Here is a 17,374-nt window from a genome sequence, read left to right as displayed (position 1 = left end):
ATTGTTTATACAAGTATTTGATCAAAACGGAAAACGTGTATTCAATAAATTAGAAGAGAATTCTATTCCCGGTGCAGCTTTAAAAATTAACCTGGAACAATTTCCTAATGGAAGATATATTGTTCGGGTGGTAGATGAATTCGGCAAGTCTACTGAAAACAGTTTTATTAAAAATTAATATTCAAGCTTCTTCTTTTTTGAAATTGAATCATAATACAAAAGTAAAGTATTCTGAATTAAAATATTGCTATGATTAATAGCAAAACAATTTATTGTCAGTTCGAGTAGCGAAATGAAATGAAGTGTATCGAGAACTGCTTCGAAGAATCACTTCTCGATACGTCCCGCTAAATGGGGGACTACTCGAAGTGAAAATATGGTTCAATAAACTAGAAGATTTGAAAATTAGTATTTTACCCCCACTTTACTGCGAGGAAGATTAGTGGGTAGTGCACAGGCGTTCTAAAAAATTCTTCCAATCAAAAACTTTCGTTTTCTTGAGTTTAAAACTTAAACATATCGGCAATTAATCCGGGAACAACCCCAATTGCAATAATAACGATAGAGGCTATCACAATCACAAAGGAGTTAGAAGGTTTAATTTCAATGGACTCTTCCGTTTCCTGATTTTTAAAATACATGGCAATAATTACTTTTAAATAATAATAAGCGCCAACTGCGGAAGTTAAAACCGCTAAAATCAATAACCACTTATATCCTGTTCCAATCATGGCTGAAAATACAAAGTACTTTGCAAAGAAACCGGAAGTGATTGGTATACCTGCCAACGAAAGCATGGCCACACTCATACAAAGTGCCAATGCCGGATTTCTTTTTGCTAAACCGTTAAATGCAGAGATATCTTCATTGCCGTTGCGCGTAACGTTATACAAAATACCGAAAGCCGCAATGGATCCAATTGAATAAGCAAATGAGTAATATAAAATAGCATCAATCGATAAATTGCTTCTTACATTGGCTAAAATAACCATCAACATAAATGCAGCATGACTAATACTTGAGTAAGCCAACATACGCTTTACGTTATTTTGCATGGCTGCGCTAAAATTGGCGATAATTAAAGATAAAGCCACAACAGAAGCAAGTGTTCCGGTCCATATAGGACTTACTCCCGCAAATCCTATCATAAACAAACGAAGAAATGCGGCAAAGGCTGCGGTTTTTACTACAGTACTCATCAACGCGGTTATTAACGTTGGAGAACCTTGATAAACATCCGGGGCCCAGAAATGAAATGGAGCGGCAGAAACTTTAAAACACATGGCCACCAACATTAACATCACACCTACATAAAAAAACATGGGCATATCACCTGAATGATTAGCAATATACTGTTGAATGGCGCTCATGTCAAAAGTGCCGGTAGCGCCATAAATTAAAGCTATACCAAACAATAAAAATCCACTGGCGAAAGAACCCATGATTAAATATTTAAATCCGGCTTCATTGCTATATAAACTATTTTTTGCGCTGGATGCTAAAACGTACATAGGAATACTCATGATTTCTATTCCTAAAAATAAAGTAGTCATGTTTTTAAACGACGTCAACATCAACGCTCCCGTTAAGGCAAACAAAACAAGTGCCACGTGATCAACAATTGTATTTTCGTTGGAGAAATAATCATTGGCCAGAATAAACCATAAAAATGCTGTTGCTAAAATAATTCCGGAAAAAGCCAGTGCAATTTTATCAAAACCTATCATGTTATCAAAATAAGAAATACTGCAAGGCTGATTCCATTCCATAAAATTGAATGCATATGCAGCTACAATACCCAATAACACAAGTGGTAATAAAAGTTTTTTAAAGCGGAATATTTCTGCCAGCATGGCAACAATCCCTAGTCCGCTTATGATTAACATTCCTTTCATGTGTATTTATTTTATAAGTTTTTAAAGGTTACATGGAATGCCGCATAAAATTTATTCATTATCGGTGCGTATAATGTTAAATTTTATGCTTCATTTCATAATATTATAATCTCACTTTTTAATTTCAAATTTATTTTAATGATAACATAATCATTTTAATTCCTTCTTCGGCCAAATCGTTTAAAGGTTTAGGATAAACTCCAAAAACAATAATCACAATACAAATTATACTTAATACAATTTTATCAGTGGATGCTAGAGATCCGAATGCAATATGTGAATCTTTCTTTTCTCCCAGCATAATGCCCTGATAACTTCTGAGCATATAAACTGCGCCTAATATTACACTCAATCCTGCAAACGCGCCATTGTGGCACTAAACTGATACACGCCATTTATTAATAAAAATTCACCAACAAATCCATTCGTTAACGGTAAAGCTACAGCACCCAATAAAACAATTAAAAATAGCACTGAGAAGTTTCCATTCATACTACGAATACCTCCTAATTTATCAATTTCGCGGGTACCGGTATGTCGCAATAATATATCCGCTATTAAAAACAAGCCAACCACATTTACGCCGTGTGCTAACATTTGAATTACCGCGCCTTGTAAGCCTTGTTGGTTAAGTGATAATATTCCGGCGGAAATTAATCCCACGTGAGCAATAGAAGAATAAGCAATTAAACGTTTGAAGTCCTTTTGCACAATGGCAATACACGAAGCATACACCACACCAATTACTGAAAGCAACATGGCTGTTCCGCCCCACTGTTCTAACCCCATTGGTACAATTGGCAATAACCATTTGATGGCTCCAAAAGTTCCCATCTTTAACATAATACCGGACAATAACATGGTACCTTGTGTAGGTGCGTTCACATAGGTATTGGGTTGCCAGGTATGAAAAGGGAAAATTGGCATTTTAATAGCAAATGCAATAAATATTAACCAGAATACAATACCTTGTTGTTTATCCCCCAGTGATTTTCCGGCTTCATACAATTCCTGAATTGCCCACGATTTTGATCCATCAGCTCCGGTGTGATTGTATAAATAAATTAATCCGATTAGCATGAACAAGGAACCCAATAATGTATACACAAAAAATTTAAAGGTGACAGCACCTCGATTCTCTCCTCCCCATAATAAACAAATAAAATAAATTGGAATTAATGCAAGTTCCCAGAATACATAAAATAGAAAACCATCATTTGCAACAAAAACGCCAACCAATGCCATTTGCATAATTAAAATCAATCCGTAAAATGAAGATTGATTTGAATATTCGTTTCTAAATGAAGAAAGAATGATTAGTGGAACTAAAAAAGCAGTTAACAAAACCATCAGCAAGCTCAAACTATCTATCCCAACGGAGAAGTGAATGCCCAATGAAGCTACCCAGGCATAATTAGCAGAAAGCATCGGGCAATCCGGATCACCTTTATGACAAAAATATGCAGCAATGGATAATAGAAATTCTATTATAGAAAATCCAAGCGCTGCATTTCTGGCTGAATTTCCTTTTAAAAAGAATACCAACAAAGCTGCCAGTAGTGGAAATCCTATTAATGTAAGTGTAAGCATAATCTATTCAGAAATTAAATTAAAAAGGTTAATAATATTATACAAACAACACCAAGCACCATGCCTACAACATAAAAACCAATGTTACCTTGTTGTAGTAATCGTATGCCGGATCCAAGTCCTCTTACCGCCGCCCCTACGCCATTCACAATTCCATCAATCATGGCTAAATCAATAAATTTATGAAACACTTCGGATAATATATCCAAAGGCTTACGGATAAGCGCATCGTAAATTTCATCTACTTTATACTTATTATAAATCAGCCTTTGCCAAGGTTTAAGTTGTTCTTCTTTTTGAACCGGAAGTACTCCGGACTTAATAAACATATTATAGGCAAAATAAATAATTGCTAAAGCACCTGCCACCGCAATACCCATAAGCATCCATTCTGTATCATGGTGCATAATGCTTGGGTTTTTGCGTAAAATAATCTCATCCAAATGGTGATGCATCCAATTTGGCATTCCCCAAAATTCAGGCAATCCTAACAGTCCGCCTAATACCGACAATATTGCTAACACAATTAAAGGGATTGTCATAGTTGATGGCGATTCGTGAAGATGATGTTCTTGTTCGTGAGTTCCTCTAAACTTTCCAAAGAAAGTGATAAACATCATTCTGAACATGTAAAAAGCAGTAAGCATAGAAGTGATTGTTCCTATAATCCATAGTACTTTGTTATGTTCATACACATGCGCTAACAACTCATCTTTACTAAAAAAACCACTGAATGGAGGAATACCACTTATGGCAATAGAACCAATGAGCATAGTTAGAAATGTAATTTTAATATGACCCTTTAAGCCGCCCATTTTTCTGATATCCTGTTCACCACCCATGGCATGTATAACAGAACCTGCTCCTAAGAAAAGAAGCGCCTTAAAAAATGCGTGAGTTGTAACGTGGAATACAGCTGAGCTGTATGCGCCAACACCCAAAGCCAAAAACATTAATCCCAATTGAGAAACGGTTGAGTATGCTAATATTTTTTTAATGTCGTTTTGCAATAAACCAATAGTAGCAGCAAATAACCCGGTAGCTGCTCCTACAACGGCAACAACCATGGCTGCAGTATCCGAAATGGAGTAAAATATATTTGAGCGGGTAACCATAAAAATACCGGCAGTAACCATAGTGGCCGCATGTATTAAAGCGGATACAGGAGTTGGACCCGCCATAGCATCAGGCAACCAGGTGTATAATGGCAATTGGGCTGATTTTCCCATTGCGCCAATAAATAATAATAAGGCTATGGTGGTAACCACCGAAGTATTTACTGTACCTGCTTTTGCAAAAACCTCCCCATAAGAAATACTTCCATAAGTAACAAAAATTAAAATGATTCCCAATAGAAAACCTAAATCTCCTATGCGGTTCATCACAAATGCTTTTCTTGCTGCATTATTATAGGCTGTATTTTTAAACCAAAACCCAATGAGTAAATAAGAGCAAAGACCAACCCCTTCCCAACCAATAAACATGATTAAATAATTATTTCCTAAAACCAACAGGAGCATGAAAAACACAAATAGGTTTAAATACGTGAAGAAGCGGGAGAATCCCTCATCATCGTGCATATAACCAATAGAATAAATATGAATTAAAAAACCAATTCCGGTGATAATAAGTAAAAACCAAGAAGAAAGCGGATCAACTAAAAATTCAAAAGGAATATTTAAAGAGCCTGAACTAATCCATGAAAAAAGATTGATAACATGAGATTTTTCGGCAGAGCCATTTAGTTCCATGAAAATTAAAATAGAAAGCACAAATGATGCGAGTACACTAATAGAAGCTATACTACCGCTTAGCGATTTACTTATTTTCTTGCCAAAAAATCCGTTGATTAAAAAACCAATCAAAGGAAATAATGGTACTAGTCCGACTAATTTTATCATAATATTTTACTTAATATCAAAAATTAATTTTTTAAATTACTTAGGAGATTTGTGTCAATACTCTTCACGTTCCTATAAATCATGCTAAGAATTGCCAATCCAACGGCCACTTCAGCTGCCGCAACCGCCATAATAAAAAATACAAAAACTTGCCCCTTTGCATCTCCGTGCAAAGTACTAAATGCTACCAGTAATAAATTAACTGCATTAAGCATTAATTCAATACACATAAAAATAATAATGGAGTTACGGCGAGCCATTACACCAACGGCACCTATTATAAATAACACTGCGCTTAACAGCAAATAATAATTTATGGATATACTGTTTATCATATCAGATTTTAGTTTTTAGAAGTTAGATTTTTTCTAGCTGTTTTTATTGAAGATGTAAATATTGCCGATAACTCATCACTTTCCTTATGCAAATTTTTTAATTTGTTTTTATCAATATTGTCATTAGTCGCATCAATTAATTCAAACCAAAACATTGATTCATCAGCTTCCTCTAAAACAATATTTAATTTTGAAATGAATTCGGCTTTTGATCTTCCTCTCAATGATGCTCTATAATTTGCTGCAACTGAAGTCGCAGATTTCAATATTTGATATGTAACCACATCATTTGATTTAGATTTAGGTAAGGTATTAACAAATTGAATGGTTTCAATTGCAAATTTTTTAGTCCTATTTATCAAATCATTCTTATTCATAATTCTAAATTCTTCAATCTAAATTCAGCGTATTTCTTTTTTACCAATCATAATTGCCCCAACCATTGCAGCCAGTAATAAAATGGACGCTACTTCGAACGGGAATAAAAATTCGCTAAATAAAACTTTTCCTAGATTTTTAACGGTACCTATTTGGGAAGAACCATACGTATATAAATTCAGTTGCTCAGCTCCTTTCAAACTTCCAACCATCACAAAAAGCATTAAGCCCCCTGCAACAGCTGCAATAATTTTAGACAATCCGGTTTTTTGAGGTTCTGTATCTTTGTTTAAATTCATGAGCATGATTACGAAAAGGAATAAAACCATAATGGCTCCTGCATAAACTACGATGTGAACTATAGCTAAAAATTGCGCATTCATTAAAATATAATGTCCGGCAATACAAAAAAATGTAAGAACCAGATACAAAACTGAATTCACCGGATTTCGGCTAAAAACTACCATTAAGGCAAACATAATTGCCAAAAAGGAAAGTATTCCAAATAACCATTGTGTAATTGTATAACCTAACATATGCTACTATTAATGTTTTCCTTTATTAATTTGTTTTCCTTCCCACATTGAATTGTGTTTTAGGCCCGGGATTTTTTTAAATGCCGCTACCTCTGGAGTCTGACGTTTACTCACATCAATTCGTTTATCGGTTTTCTCTACTAATTTATTTTTCCCATAAATAAAATCTTCCCGCTCATATTCAGCATCCACCATACGGTCAGTTAAAAATATTGCTTCTTTCGGACAAGCTTCTTCGCATAAGCCGCAGAAAATACAGCGCAACATGTTTATTTCATACGTACGCGCATATTTCTCTTCTCTGTATAATCCTTCTTCTCCTTTTTTACGTTCTGCACTTTCCATGGTAATCGCTTCAGCCGGACAAGCTAACGCACATAATCCGCAAGCCGTACAACGCTCCGCACCGTTTTCATCACGTTTCAAAACGTGTGTGCCACGATACACAGGAGCCATAGTTCTAATCTCCTCCGGATACATAACCGTAGCGCGACGTTTAAATAAATGACTTGCAGTAATCAACATTCCCTTTGCAATGGCAGGAAGATATAATTTCTCCATTGCTGTTTGAGTTTTATTTGAAACTACCTTACTTCTATTGGTTAATTGCATTTTTAGTTTTTTATTTTGATATAACTAATTCTTTAATTTTTAAAAAGTGATGTGCCCTCTGAAATATTCTACAATCACAGTTATTCCTAAATTTAAAAGTGAAAGCGGTAATAAAACTTTCCATCCCAAATTCATCAATTGATCATATCTGAAACGCGGAAGTGTCCATCTTATCCACATAAATACGGAAATGAAAATGCATATTTTTGTAAAGAAGGCTCCAAATCCGATTAAGGTAATTAACCATGATCCTTCTTGCAAGCCCAAAGCACTATATAATTCCGAGGCAAAAGGAAAATTATATCCTCCAAAATAAAAGGCCGCCATTACCGCTGAAGAAACAAACATATTAATGTATTCGGCAAATAAAAATAATCCTAGTTTCATAGAAGAATACTCGGTATGAAATCCACCCACCAATTCACTTTCACATTCCGGTAAATCAAAAGGGGCTCGATTGGTTTCTGCTAAGGCGCAGATAAAAAAGATTAAAAATCCTAAAGGTTGCCACACTACGTTTGCGTATCCGGCGTCCTGTTGTTCTACAATTTCCGCCAAACTTAAAGTTCCACCGGCAGTAATGATTAAAGCTATTACTGAAATGCCCATGGCAATTTCATAACTAATCATTTGCGATGAAGCTCTGATTGCACCTAATAAAGCATATTTATTATTAGATGCCCATCCGCCAATCATAATGCCATATACTCCAATAGAAACCACGCCTAATAAATATAATACGCCGATATTGATGTCTGTAATCTGAAATGAATAAGTAACACCGGCCTCTGAAGTGAATGATTTTCCCCAGGGAATAACTGCTCCGGTAAGTAATGCAGTTACCATAAACATACTTGGCCCGAGTATAAATAAAAACTTATTACTCACGTTTGGAATAATTTCTTCTTTAAAAAACATTTTACCGCCATCCGCTAAAGGTTGTAATAAACCCATTGGACCAGCGCGGTTTGGCCCCACACGATCTTGCAATAAGGCAGAAAGCTTGCGTTCCCACCAAGTGGAATATGCGGCAACGCCTAATGAAAGGCCAAATACCACCACACAAACAATAAATTTATAAATTACAAATGCTATCATATATTACGGTCTTTTATCAAAAGGAATAAAGCCTAATGCTTTTTGTTGCTTAAGTATTTTTGTTTTTAATTCGTTTAAGTGCTCGTAATGGCCCTGTGAAATAACCGAGTGTCTGTCGATGTGCGTTGGACCTTCGATTACCCAATCACTTTTTTTCTTGTGATCGTAGCGACATGAATTACAAATAAATCCCGGTTTTCCATCATCCGTATCTTTCACCTCATCCCACTGATCTTTGCGAGACGTTACCCGAGCAACATCTTCACCTTTTAGCCATAATCTAACTTTTCCTGAGCAAGTTGGACAATCACGATGTGCATCCATAGGTTTAGTAAACCAAACCCTTTGTTTGAAACGGAAAGTTTTATCAGTTAATGCACCAACCGGACAAACATCAATCACATTTCCGGAAAAATCATTGGTAATAAATTTTTCGATGTAAGTAGAAATTTCTGCCGCATCTCCTCTGTGTACGACACCATGAACTCTTCCATCTGTAAATTGTTCGGCCGTTTTAACGCAACGATAACATAAAATGCAACGATTCATGTGCAGTTTAATTTTATCACCGATATCAATCATTTCGTATTCGCGACGTTTAAATTCAAAACGTGTTTTAGCAGAACCGTGTTCGTAACCTAAATCCTGTAACTTACATTCTCCGGCTTGGTCACACACCGGACAATCAAGCGGATGATTAATTAATAAAAATTCTACCACTCCTTTTCTTGCCTCTAAAATATCAGGATTAGTAACATTTTCTACTACCATTCCATCCATTACTTCCGTACGACAACTTGCCACGGGTTTAGGCATAGGATTTGGATTAGCAGAACTACCTTGTGTAACTTTTACAATACAAGTTCGGCAATAGCCACCGCTAGTTTTTAATTTTGAATAATAGCACATGGTTGGAGGTGCAACTTCAGGGCCAATCATTCGGGCGGCTTGAAGTATAGTTGTTCCCTTAGGAACATCAATTTCTATACCATCTATTGTTACTTTCATTTTAAATTCTTTTTCGTTCGTTCAAATTTTAAATTCTACACTTAAACACTCGCTTTATTTAATCTATTATAATGACTAACATCTACAAACTTTTTGCTTTTTGCGATTTCGATAAACTCGTGTTTAAAATGACGAATGGCTGCAGCAACAGGCCATGCCGCTGCCTCTCCCAATGGGCAAATTGTTTTTCCTTCAATTTTGCTTTGTATATCCCAAAGTAATTCAACATCACTTTCAGTAGCTGTGCCATTTAAAAACTTCTTCAATATTTTTTCCATCCAACCTGTACCTTCTCGGCAAGGCGAACACTGACCGCAGGATTCGTGATGATAAAAGCGAGCAAATGTAAATAAGTTTTTTACGATGCTGGTATCTTCATCCATTACTATAAATCCACCTGAACCTAACATGGTACCGGTTTGGAATCCTCCATCGGCCAAACTTTCATAGGTCATTAAACGAGGTTCGCCTTTGGCAGTTTTTAAAATTAATTCGGTGGGTAAAATAGGAACAGATGAACCCCCTGCAACTACTGCTTTTAATTTTTTTCCGTTGCGTATTCCACCGCAATACTCTTCACTATAAATAAATTCTTCCACCGGTACGCCCAATTCAATTTCATACACGCCCGGTTTATTGATGTGGCCAGAAGCAGAAATCAATTTAGTTCCTGTTGATTTGCCAATACCAATTTTTGCATATTCTTCTCCGCCCATCATTACAATTGGACAAACAGCAGCAATGGTTTCCACATTATTTACTACTGTTGGACAACCCCATAATCCGGCCACAGCAGGAAAGGGTGGTTTAATACGTGGATTACCTCTTTTTCCTTCTAATGATTCTAACAAGGCAGTTTCTTCTCCGCAAATATATGCTCCTCCTCCAACTTGTACTGAAAGTTCAAGCGAGTAATTTGTTCCTAAAATATTTTTTCCTAAAAATCCTGCGGCATATGCTTCTTCAATTGCGGTCTCTAAAATTCTAGCCACATAAAAATATTCGCCTCTGATATAAATATATGATCGTGCAGCACCCAAAGCATATGATGAAGTAATCATTCCCTCAATCAATGCATGTGGAATTTTTTCCATCAGATAACGGTCTTTGAAGGTCCCCGGCTCCGACTCATCGGCATTGCAAACCAAATAACGAGGAACGCCTTCCGGCTTAGCCAAAAAACTCCATTTTAATCCGGTTGGAAATCCAGCACCACCCCTACCCCGCAAGCCGGATTTTTTTACCTCATCCGTTACCTGATCAGGGGTCATGTGCTTTAATGCTTTTTCTACAGATGCATATCCGCCATTCTCTTTATAAACAGCTAAAGTGTGAATGTTTGGTATATGATCGTTATGTATTAATAATTTTTTGCCCATTACAATGTGTTGTTATAATCGTGATCGGTATAATTTCTTTGTTTGCCTTCTGATTTATATTTTTCAAGCAAATTATCCACTTTGGAATAAGTAAGATTTTCATGATAGCTTGCGCCAATTTGCATCATAGGAGCAGTTCCACAAGAACCTAAACACTCAGCTGTTTTTAAAGTAAACATGCCATCCTTTGAAGTTTCTCCCACTTTTATATTTAATTTTTTTTCTATGTGCTTTACAATATCATCAGCGCCATTCAACCAACACGATGAAGTTTGGCAAACTTCGATCACGCACTTGCCTACAGGTTTTAAATTATACATGGTGTAGAAAGAGGCCACTTCAAAAACTTCAATGGGTTTAATTTTTAAAATGGAGGCCACATAATCCATTACTTCAGGACTTAACCAACCGCCAAATTCCGCCTGAGCAATGTGCAATACAGGCAGTAAAGCAGATTTTTGTTTTCCTTCCGGGTAATTCGAAATAATTTTATTCACTACAGCCATTGCTGTATCATTGAATTTTATTTCGTCCCTTTTCTTTTTATCAAACGTTTGCGTTCCGTGTACTTGTGATCCCATATCCAATTTTTATAATCTCATTATTTTACGCATCCAATTCTCCGGCAATTACATTCATGCTACTCATAGTAATAATTGCATCACTTAACATACTTCCTTTTATCATTTCAGGATAAGCTTGATAATAAATAAAACAAGGTCTTCTGAAATGTAAGCGGAACGGCGTTCTGCCACCATCACTAACCAAATAAAAACCTAATTCTCCATTTCCGCCTTCCACTGCATGATAAACTTCTCCTTTAGGAATATCCGTTTCTCCCATTACAATTTTGAAATGATAGATAAGCGCTTCCATGTTATTGTAAACTTCTTCTTTTGGTGGTAGGAAAAACTCGGGCACATTTGCATGACAAGGTTCGTCTTTGGGCATATTTTTTATGGCCTGACGAATAATTTCCAAAGAATTCCACATTTCGAATTGACGAACCATAAAACGGTCGTATGTATCTCCACTAATTCCAACCGGAATATCGAATTTAAAATCCTGATAGGAAGAATATGGATTCATTACACGAACATCATAATCTACACCTGCAGCTCTCAAATTGGGGCCGGTAAAACTGTAAGCAAGCGCTCTTTCAGCAGATATCGGTCCGCAGTTTACCGTGCGGTCCATAAATATTCTATTACGCTCTAATAAATTTGAGAATTCAGTTAAAGCTTTAGGATAGCCATCGACAAACTCATGAATCATTTTCCAGGTTTCCGGTTTCCAATCTTTTTCAAATCCACCAATACGACCTATGTTTGTAGTTAAGCGAGCTCCACAAATACTTTCATAGATATCGTAAATTTTTTCCCGCCACTGAAAAATATATAAGAAGCCGGTCATAGCTCCGGTATCAACTCCTATAACTGAATTACAGATTAAATGGTCGGCTATACGCGCCAATTCCATTATAATCACACGCATGTAATCTACTTTTTTAGGAACCTGTACTTTGAGTAATTTTTCAACAGTCATTTCCCAACCCATATTATTAATTGGCGATGAACAATAATTTAAACGATCGGTAATTGGAGTAATCTGATTAAACGGTCTGCGTTCTGCTAATTTTTCAAATGCTCTGTGTATATATCCTACGGTTGGTGTTGCCTCATGAATAATTTCACCATCCATTTTAAGAATGTTTTGAAAAATACCATGTGTGGCAGGATGCGTTGGACCAAGATTCAGGGTAGATAATTCTCTTTCTTCGTTTTGAAAAATGGTATCTGAATTATTGTCTTTGCTCATTTTAATTTTTTTCTAATCTATTTCCGATTCTTACTAATTATCTTCCGAACATTTTATCGCTTTTATCTTCACGCGTTTGATCCTCCAACGGGAATTCTTTTCTGAGTGGAAAAATGTCCATTTCATCCACATTTAAAATTCGTTTTAAATTGGGATGTCCTTTAAAGCGTACTCCGTAAAAATCAAATGTTTCTCTTTCCATCCAGTTGGCTCCATCCCATAAATCAGTTGCGGTAGGAATTTCCGGTTTGTCAATAGGCATAAATGTTTTTACTCGAACACGAATATTTTTTGGCATGTTGTGTAAATGATAAATAACGCCTAATTGTTTTTCATCGGCTGTTTGAATTCCGGTTAAGTCAGTTAAAAAATGGAAATTGAATGTTTCATCGTTTTTTAAAATACTTAACACTTCGTGTATGGTTTCCTTCTTAACTGTAATAGAAGGGAAATCTAATGAATAATCACTGCTTTCAACTGCACCGGGAGCTATTGAATTCAATTTTTCAGTAAGTGTATTTAAAAATTCCTGACTCATAATTTTTTCGATTTATTCCATTCCGTAACTATTCAATAACTTTTTATACTCATCTGAGTTTCTTCTGCGGAACGATTCATTCTTGGCTAATTCCTGAATTTTCAAAATGCCTTCAATAATTTGCTCCGGTCGAGGTGGACATCCCGGCACATATACATCTACTGGAATTATTCTGTCAATTCCTTGTAAAACACTGTACGTGTCAAAAATTCCTCCGCTACTTGCGCAAGCACCAACAGAAAGTACCCATTTTGGTTCGGCCATTTGTTCATATACCTGACGAAGCGTTGGTCCCATTTTTTTTGCAATAGTTCCCATTACCATTAATAAATCAGCTTGTCTAGGAGAGAAACTTAAACGCTCAGCGCCAAATCTCCCCAAATCGTAATCAGAAGCCATGGTAGCCATGAATTCAATACCGCAACAGGAAGTTGCAAATGGAAGTGGCCATAAAGAATTGGCTCTTGCTAATCCGATTACATCTTCTAATTTAGAAACAAAAAAGCCCGGGCCTTCAAGGCCTTGCGGACTCTTTGCCATTTCGAGTTTTGTTCTTTTTACAATTTCTTTTGCCATATTATTTAATCTGCTTAAATATTATTCTTCCCACTTAATTGCTTTTTTCGAAAGCATATAATAAAATCCAACTAATAATAAAATGATGAAACTAAATACCTCTATCACACCAGTCATTCCTAATTCCCTATAATTCACGGCCCATGGATACATGAAAATCACCTCCACATCAAATAATACAAATAAGATAGCAACTAGAAAATATTTAATAGCGAATGGTACGCGGGCGTTGCCTTGCGCTTCAATACCACATTCAAAGGAATCCAACTTAATTTTTGTTTTTCTTTTAGGCCCTAAAAGGTGAGTGGCCACAATAGTAGTAACCACAAAGCCCATGGCTACTAAAAACATTAATACAACCGGAAGATAATCTAAAGGCGAAGAAGCGTTCATACAACAAGCAATTTAGACTGTAAGATTAACGATTTTTATATAAATCGTCAAATAAAATCGCTTGAATTTTTGCCCTTTTACTCCTTTATAAACTTATACGAAGATTTAGTTTTACCTATTGTAAAATTCAAATGGTAAACTCCAGGTGCAAGTTCTAATACCTCAATTAAGTTTTTATTGTTTTGATTGGGCAGTAATTGTGATTTTTGAACTATTTGACCAATGTTGTTCATAATTTCATATTGTATTTTTCCCTCAATATTTTGATTAGTTGTAACAATTAACTGATCACGAACCGGATTTGGTGCAACAGATAAGCCTTGAATAATGGACATTTCCTGTATATCTAATTCCAAAATCTGATAGGAATCCGAATAAACCTCACAGGTTCCCACAAACACTTGCACTAAATACCAACCGTTTTGTGTTGGCGTATATGAATTCGCAGTAGCTCCAGGGATAATATTCCCATCTAAATACCACTGATAGCCCGTTCCAACTACAGTTGTTGTTAAATAAGTTCCCATGTTTATAATAGTTGGAGTAGCGGGAGGTTGATTTACTGTTAAAGTATAATTACCCGAAGTGCTGCATGCACCCAAAGAAGCTGTAAATGAATAAACCGTGGTAACCGAGGCATTATTTACATACAATAAAAATCCTTGAGCGCCAGTGTTCCAGTTTACTACATTTGCATTGGTTTGTACTTGTAAATTAGTTGCCTCACCTACACAAATTGTTTTTGGTACAGTAGCAACCGTAGGTTGATTGATCACCGAAACCGTGCCCATATATGCGGTACTTGTTCCGTTACCGTTTGCGGCTAAAAGAGAAACAGTATAAATTCCAGAAGCGGTATAGGTTACCGATGGATTTTGTGCATTAGAAGAGGCTGGGCTTCCGCCCGGAAAAGACCAAGTCCATGAAGTTGGATTATTAGAACTAAGGTCGTTGAATTGAATTGGAGTACTTATACAAATTGGGTTAAATTGCGTATTGTAAAATGCCATTGGAGGTAATCCGGGACTACTGTATTGATTAGTTTCCCAAACTCCTCTGGCATAAGTTGCGGCACGCAGTTTTCCGTTCGGATAATAAATTTCTAAATCGTTGACGATGATATTCGGTAATCCTGTGTTATAAGAAACCCAACTATTCATGCTCGCCTCCCTATAAAACACGCCAATATCAGTACCTACATAAAGTACGCCCGGTGAATTGTTTTTGTATACAATACAATTAACCGGAACATTAGGTAATCCTGTTGAATAATTAGTCCAGGTAACACCACCATCCATGGAAGTGAAAACTTTATTGTTGGACGAATACCCTGAAAGGGTTACAAAAATATTATTAGGATTCGTATTATTAATAGCTAAATCTGTAATAGAAGCAGAAGCGGTGGGGATACTACCGGTAACGTTCACCCAAGAAGTGCCATCATTTATTGTTTTATGAACAGCCCCGGAATTTGTTACATAAATAATATTAGTGTTGGATGGTGCAATTTTTATTTCATCTAAAGTTGGGCCGCCGAAAAAACCTTTGTTTGTCCAACTGGTTCCTTGATTAGTGGATTTAAAAATATTTTGATAACCGCAATAAAAAATACTAGCGTTAGAAGGGTTTTGAACTATTGGTGCCAACCAGGGGGCTGTACCTGTTAAACCAGAAGTTATATTGTTAAAACTCCCCCCGCCATTGGTAGATCTTCTGAAACCGCCATTTTGTGTTGAGGCAACAATGGTATTATTGTTATTCCAGGAGATAAAGCAATCCATTCCATCTCCTCCATTAATTTGTGACCAATTGGTTCCGTTTAAATAATTAGTACCATTATCCTGCATACCGGTAACAATTTGAGAAGCCGATGAAGCAGATAAACCCATTTTGTAAATTTGAGCAATGTTCATATTGCCATTAATGGTTGTCCAATTCACCCCGCTATTAGTTGTTCTGGAAATTCCACCATCATGTCCCATAAAACAAGTTGTTCCATTAAAGTATTTCACATAATGCAAATCGGCATGTACAAAGGGTTGTCCCCCGCCACCGGTCCAGTGCGAATTTAAAACCCAGCTAGCACCGCCGTTAGTTGACATCCAGGAGTTAACGCCTCCGGCTATAATTTCATTTGAATTTGTTGGTGAAGCATCAATGGCAATATCATACCAACCTTGTCCGCCAGCTCCCGAACCGTTAGTTGACCAATCGAAAATATTAGGTGTAGAGCTCATCAAGGTCCAGTTATTTCCACCGTTTGTTGAACGATAAAGTCCGCCAAACCCATTGTTCGGAGCACTAGCCAGAATATAAATGCAATTACTGTTAGCAGCTGTTACTGCTAAGGATAATCTGTTAGAAGTTAAAGGATTCGCTACAGTATATCCTGTAAAGGTTACGCCACCATCATCAGAACGTGCATAGGTATTGCTTCCTACAATATGAACAACATTATAATCATTTGTTTTAAATTCAGCATCTACAAACGAACCAGGCAACACTAATGACCAGCTTACCGCAGCATTTGTTGACCGGTAAATACCATAATTAGTAGCCGCTATTAATATATTTGGATTGGCTTGATTAAGTAATAATCTATAAACCCGTGCCTGTTGGTTGATTGACCAAGTTAAACCCGTAATGTTCCAGGTATTCCCTCCGTCGAGCGATTTATAAATTCCATCAGAATAAGTATCTCCAGCATCTCTGTCACCAGTAGAAATGTACATAATATTAGGAGATGCCGTTACCTGTGCAATGTCGGAAACACCGCAAGAGCCCAGTTGGTCCGTTGTGGTATTATAAGAAGCGCCTCCATTTGTAGTTATCCAAAAACCTCCTGCAGCTGCACCTGCATAAAATGTATTTGTGCCGGCCGGATGTATTAATATTGTTTGAATTCTACCCGAACCCGCACCCGAACCGGAAGGAGAACCATAAGGGCCAAGTGGTGACCAATTGGCCACAGTAGCACTTAATTGTGATGGAGTGAAAATATTTTTATTCGCTGAATTTTCTTGTAAATATTGCTTATAAACTTCATAGGCGTAATTTCGGGCAGCAAACTTCATATTTCCGCTTGGATACACCCTTGGTTCAACAAACCATTGCCATCTTTTAAAGGCATTATAACCATGTCCCCGCTCATAAGGTTTATCTTTCCAATAGCTTTCAAATTCTTCTACAATATCATAATAGTTAGCGTTTGGATCTTTCATCATTTCGGTCCATTTTTGCGCCTGAAATGATTTAGCAAATGCTATGAAAATCAATAAAAAAATGACTTGTTTTTTCATATTAAAAGTGGGGGTTAT

General features: G+C 36.4%; 16 protein-coding genes and 1 pseudogene. 1 reads left to right on the top strand and 16 read right to left on the bottom strand.

All coding sequences use genetic code 11. The features are described 5' to 3' along the window. Position 1: 1 nt before the first annotated feature. The gene (locus IPM51_15210) at positions 2 to 178 is read left to right on the top strand and encodes a T9SS type A sorting domain-containing protein (protein MBK9285648.1); all 177 of its coding nucleotides are present in this window, start codon (positions 2 to 4) and stop codon (positions 176 to 178) included. Between the two features lie 325 nt (positions 179 to 503). Here IPM51_15210 and IPM51_15205 read toward each other — a convergent pair whose 3' ends face one another. The 16 genes and pseudogenes from IPM51_15205 to IPM51_15130 all read right to left on the bottom strand — a co-directional run bounded on the left by IPM51_15205 (position 504) and on the right by IPM51_15130 (position 17,356). Then, complete coding sequence (locus IPM51_15205) at positions 504 to 1,895, bottom strand: NADH-quinone oxidoreductase subunit N (GenBank protein MBK9285647.1); 1,392 nt, start codon at positions 1,893 to 1,895, stop codon at positions 504 to 506. 130 nt (positions 1,896 to 2,025) lie between these two features. Then, a pseudogene (locus tag IPM51_15200) lies at positions 2,026 to 3,485 on the bottom strand (NADH-quinone oxidoreductase subunit M). 14 nt (positions 3,486 to 3,499) lie between these two features. Further along, on the bottom strand, positions 3,500 to 5,386 hold the full coding sequence (nuoL, locus tag IPM51_15195; GenBank protein MBK9285646.1) for an NADH-quinone oxidoreductase subunit L: 1,887 nt from the start codon (positions 5,384 to 5,386) through the stop codon (positions 3,500 to 3,502). Between the two features lie 23 nt (positions 5,387 to 5,409). Continuing rightward, positions 5,410 to 5,709 (bottom strand): NADH-quinone oxidoreductase subunit NuoK, encoded by a 300-nt coding sequence (gene nuoK / locus IPM51_15190; protein MBK9285645.1) that lies wholly within the window; start codon positions 5,707 to 5,709, stop codon positions 5,410 to 5,412. A gap of 20 nt (positions 5,710 to 5,729) precedes the next feature. Continuing rightward, a complete protein-coding gene (locus IPM51_15185) occupies positions 5,730 to 6,098 on the bottom strand; it encodes a four helix bundle protein (GenBank protein ID MBK9285644.1) in 369 nt (122 codons plus the stop codon). A gap of 24 nt (positions 6,099 to 6,122) precedes the next feature. Next, positions 6,123 to 6,635: an NADH-quinone oxidoreductase subunit J gene (locus tag IPM51_15180; GenBank protein MBK9285643.1), complete on the bottom strand. Its 513-nt coding sequence runs from the start codon at positions 6,633 to 6,635 to the stop codon at positions 6,123 to 6,125. A 9-nt stretch (positions 6,636 to 6,644) separates the two neighbouring features. After that, on the bottom strand, positions 6,645 to 7,247 hold the full coding sequence (gene nuoI, locus IPM51_15175; protein ID MBK9285642.1) for an NADH-quinone oxidoreductase subunit NuoI: 603 nt from the start codon (positions 7,245 to 7,247) through the stop codon (positions 6,645 to 6,647). Between the two features lie 39 nt (positions 7,248 to 7,286). Further along, positions 7,287 to 8,345 carry an NADH-quinone oxidoreductase subunit NuoH gene (gene nuoH, locus IPM51_15170; protein ID MBK9285641.1) on the bottom strand — a complete coding sequence of 353 codons (1,059 nt, stop codon included), beginning with the start codon at positions 8,343 to 8,345 and terminating at the stop codon, positions 7,287 to 7,289. A gap of 3 nt (positions 8,346 to 8,348) precedes the next feature. Further along, positions 8,349 to 9,353 carry a (2Fe-2S)-binding protein gene (locus IPM51_15165; protein MBK9285640.1) on the bottom strand — a complete coding sequence of 335 codons (1,005 nt, stop codon included), beginning with the start codon at positions 9,351 to 9,353 and terminating at the stop codon, positions 8,349 to 8,351. A gap of 41 nt (positions 9,354 to 9,394) precedes the next feature. Further along, positions 9,395 to 10,732, bottom strand: a complete 1,338-nt coding sequence (nuoF, locus tag IPM51_15160) for an NADH-quinone oxidoreductase subunit NuoF (GenBank protein ID MBK9285639.1) — start codon at positions 10,730 to 10,732, stop codon at positions 9,395 to 9,397. Then, entirely contained in the window at positions 10,732 to 11,313 is a 582-nt protein-coding gene (gene nuoE / locus IPM51_15155) for an NADH-quinone oxidoreductase subunit NuoE (GenBank protein MBK9285638.1), read from the bottom strand. The genes nuoF and nuoE overlap by 1 nt, the downstream gene beginning before the upstream one ends. Before the next feature lie 25 nt (positions 11,314 to 11,338). Further along, positions 11,339 to 12,550: an NADH-quinone oxidoreductase subunit D gene (locus tag IPM51_15150; protein MBK9285637.1), complete on the bottom strand. Its 1,212-nt coding sequence runs from the start codon at positions 12,548 to 12,550 to the stop codon at positions 11,339 to 11,341. Positions 12,551 to 12,587: 37 nt separating this feature from the next. Then, a complete protein-coding gene (locus IPM51_15145; protein MBK9285636.1) occupies positions 12,588 to 13,088 on the bottom strand; it encodes an NADH-quinone oxidoreductase subunit C in 501 nt (166 codons plus the stop codon). A 12-nt stretch (positions 13,089 to 13,100) separates the two neighbouring features. Continuing rightward, complete coding sequence (locus IPM51_15140) at positions 13,101 to 13,628, bottom strand: NADH-quinone oxidoreductase subunit B (protein ID MBK9285635.1); 528 nt, start codon at positions 13,626 to 13,628, stop codon at positions 13,101 to 13,103. Between the two features lie 57 nt (positions 13,629 to 13,685). Further along, the gene (locus tag IPM51_15135; GenBank protein ID MBK9285634.1) at positions 13,686 to 14,057 is read right to left on the bottom strand and encodes an NADH-quinone oxidoreductase subunit A; all 372 of its coding nucleotides are present in this window, start codon (positions 14,055 to 14,057) and stop codon (positions 13,686 to 13,688) included. Between the two features lie 77 nt (positions 14,058 to 14,134). Continuing rightward, positions 14,135 to 17,356 (bottom strand): PKD domain-containing protein, encoded by a 3,222-nt coding sequence (locus IPM51_15130; protein ID MBK9285633.1) that lies wholly within the window; start codon positions 17,354 to 17,356, stop codon positions 14,135 to 14,137. Between the last annotated feature and the right edge of the window lie 18 nt (positions 17,357 to 17,374).

This window comes from Sphingobacteriaceae bacterium, assembly GCA_016715905.1.
In the GTDB taxonomy this organism is placed as follows: Bacteria; Bacteroidota; Bacteroidia; order B-17B0; family Aurantibacillaceae; genus Aurantibacillus.
The sequence above is the reverse complement of the archived record's forward strand: the minus strand, read 5'-3'. Positions and strand labels throughout refer to the sequence as shown.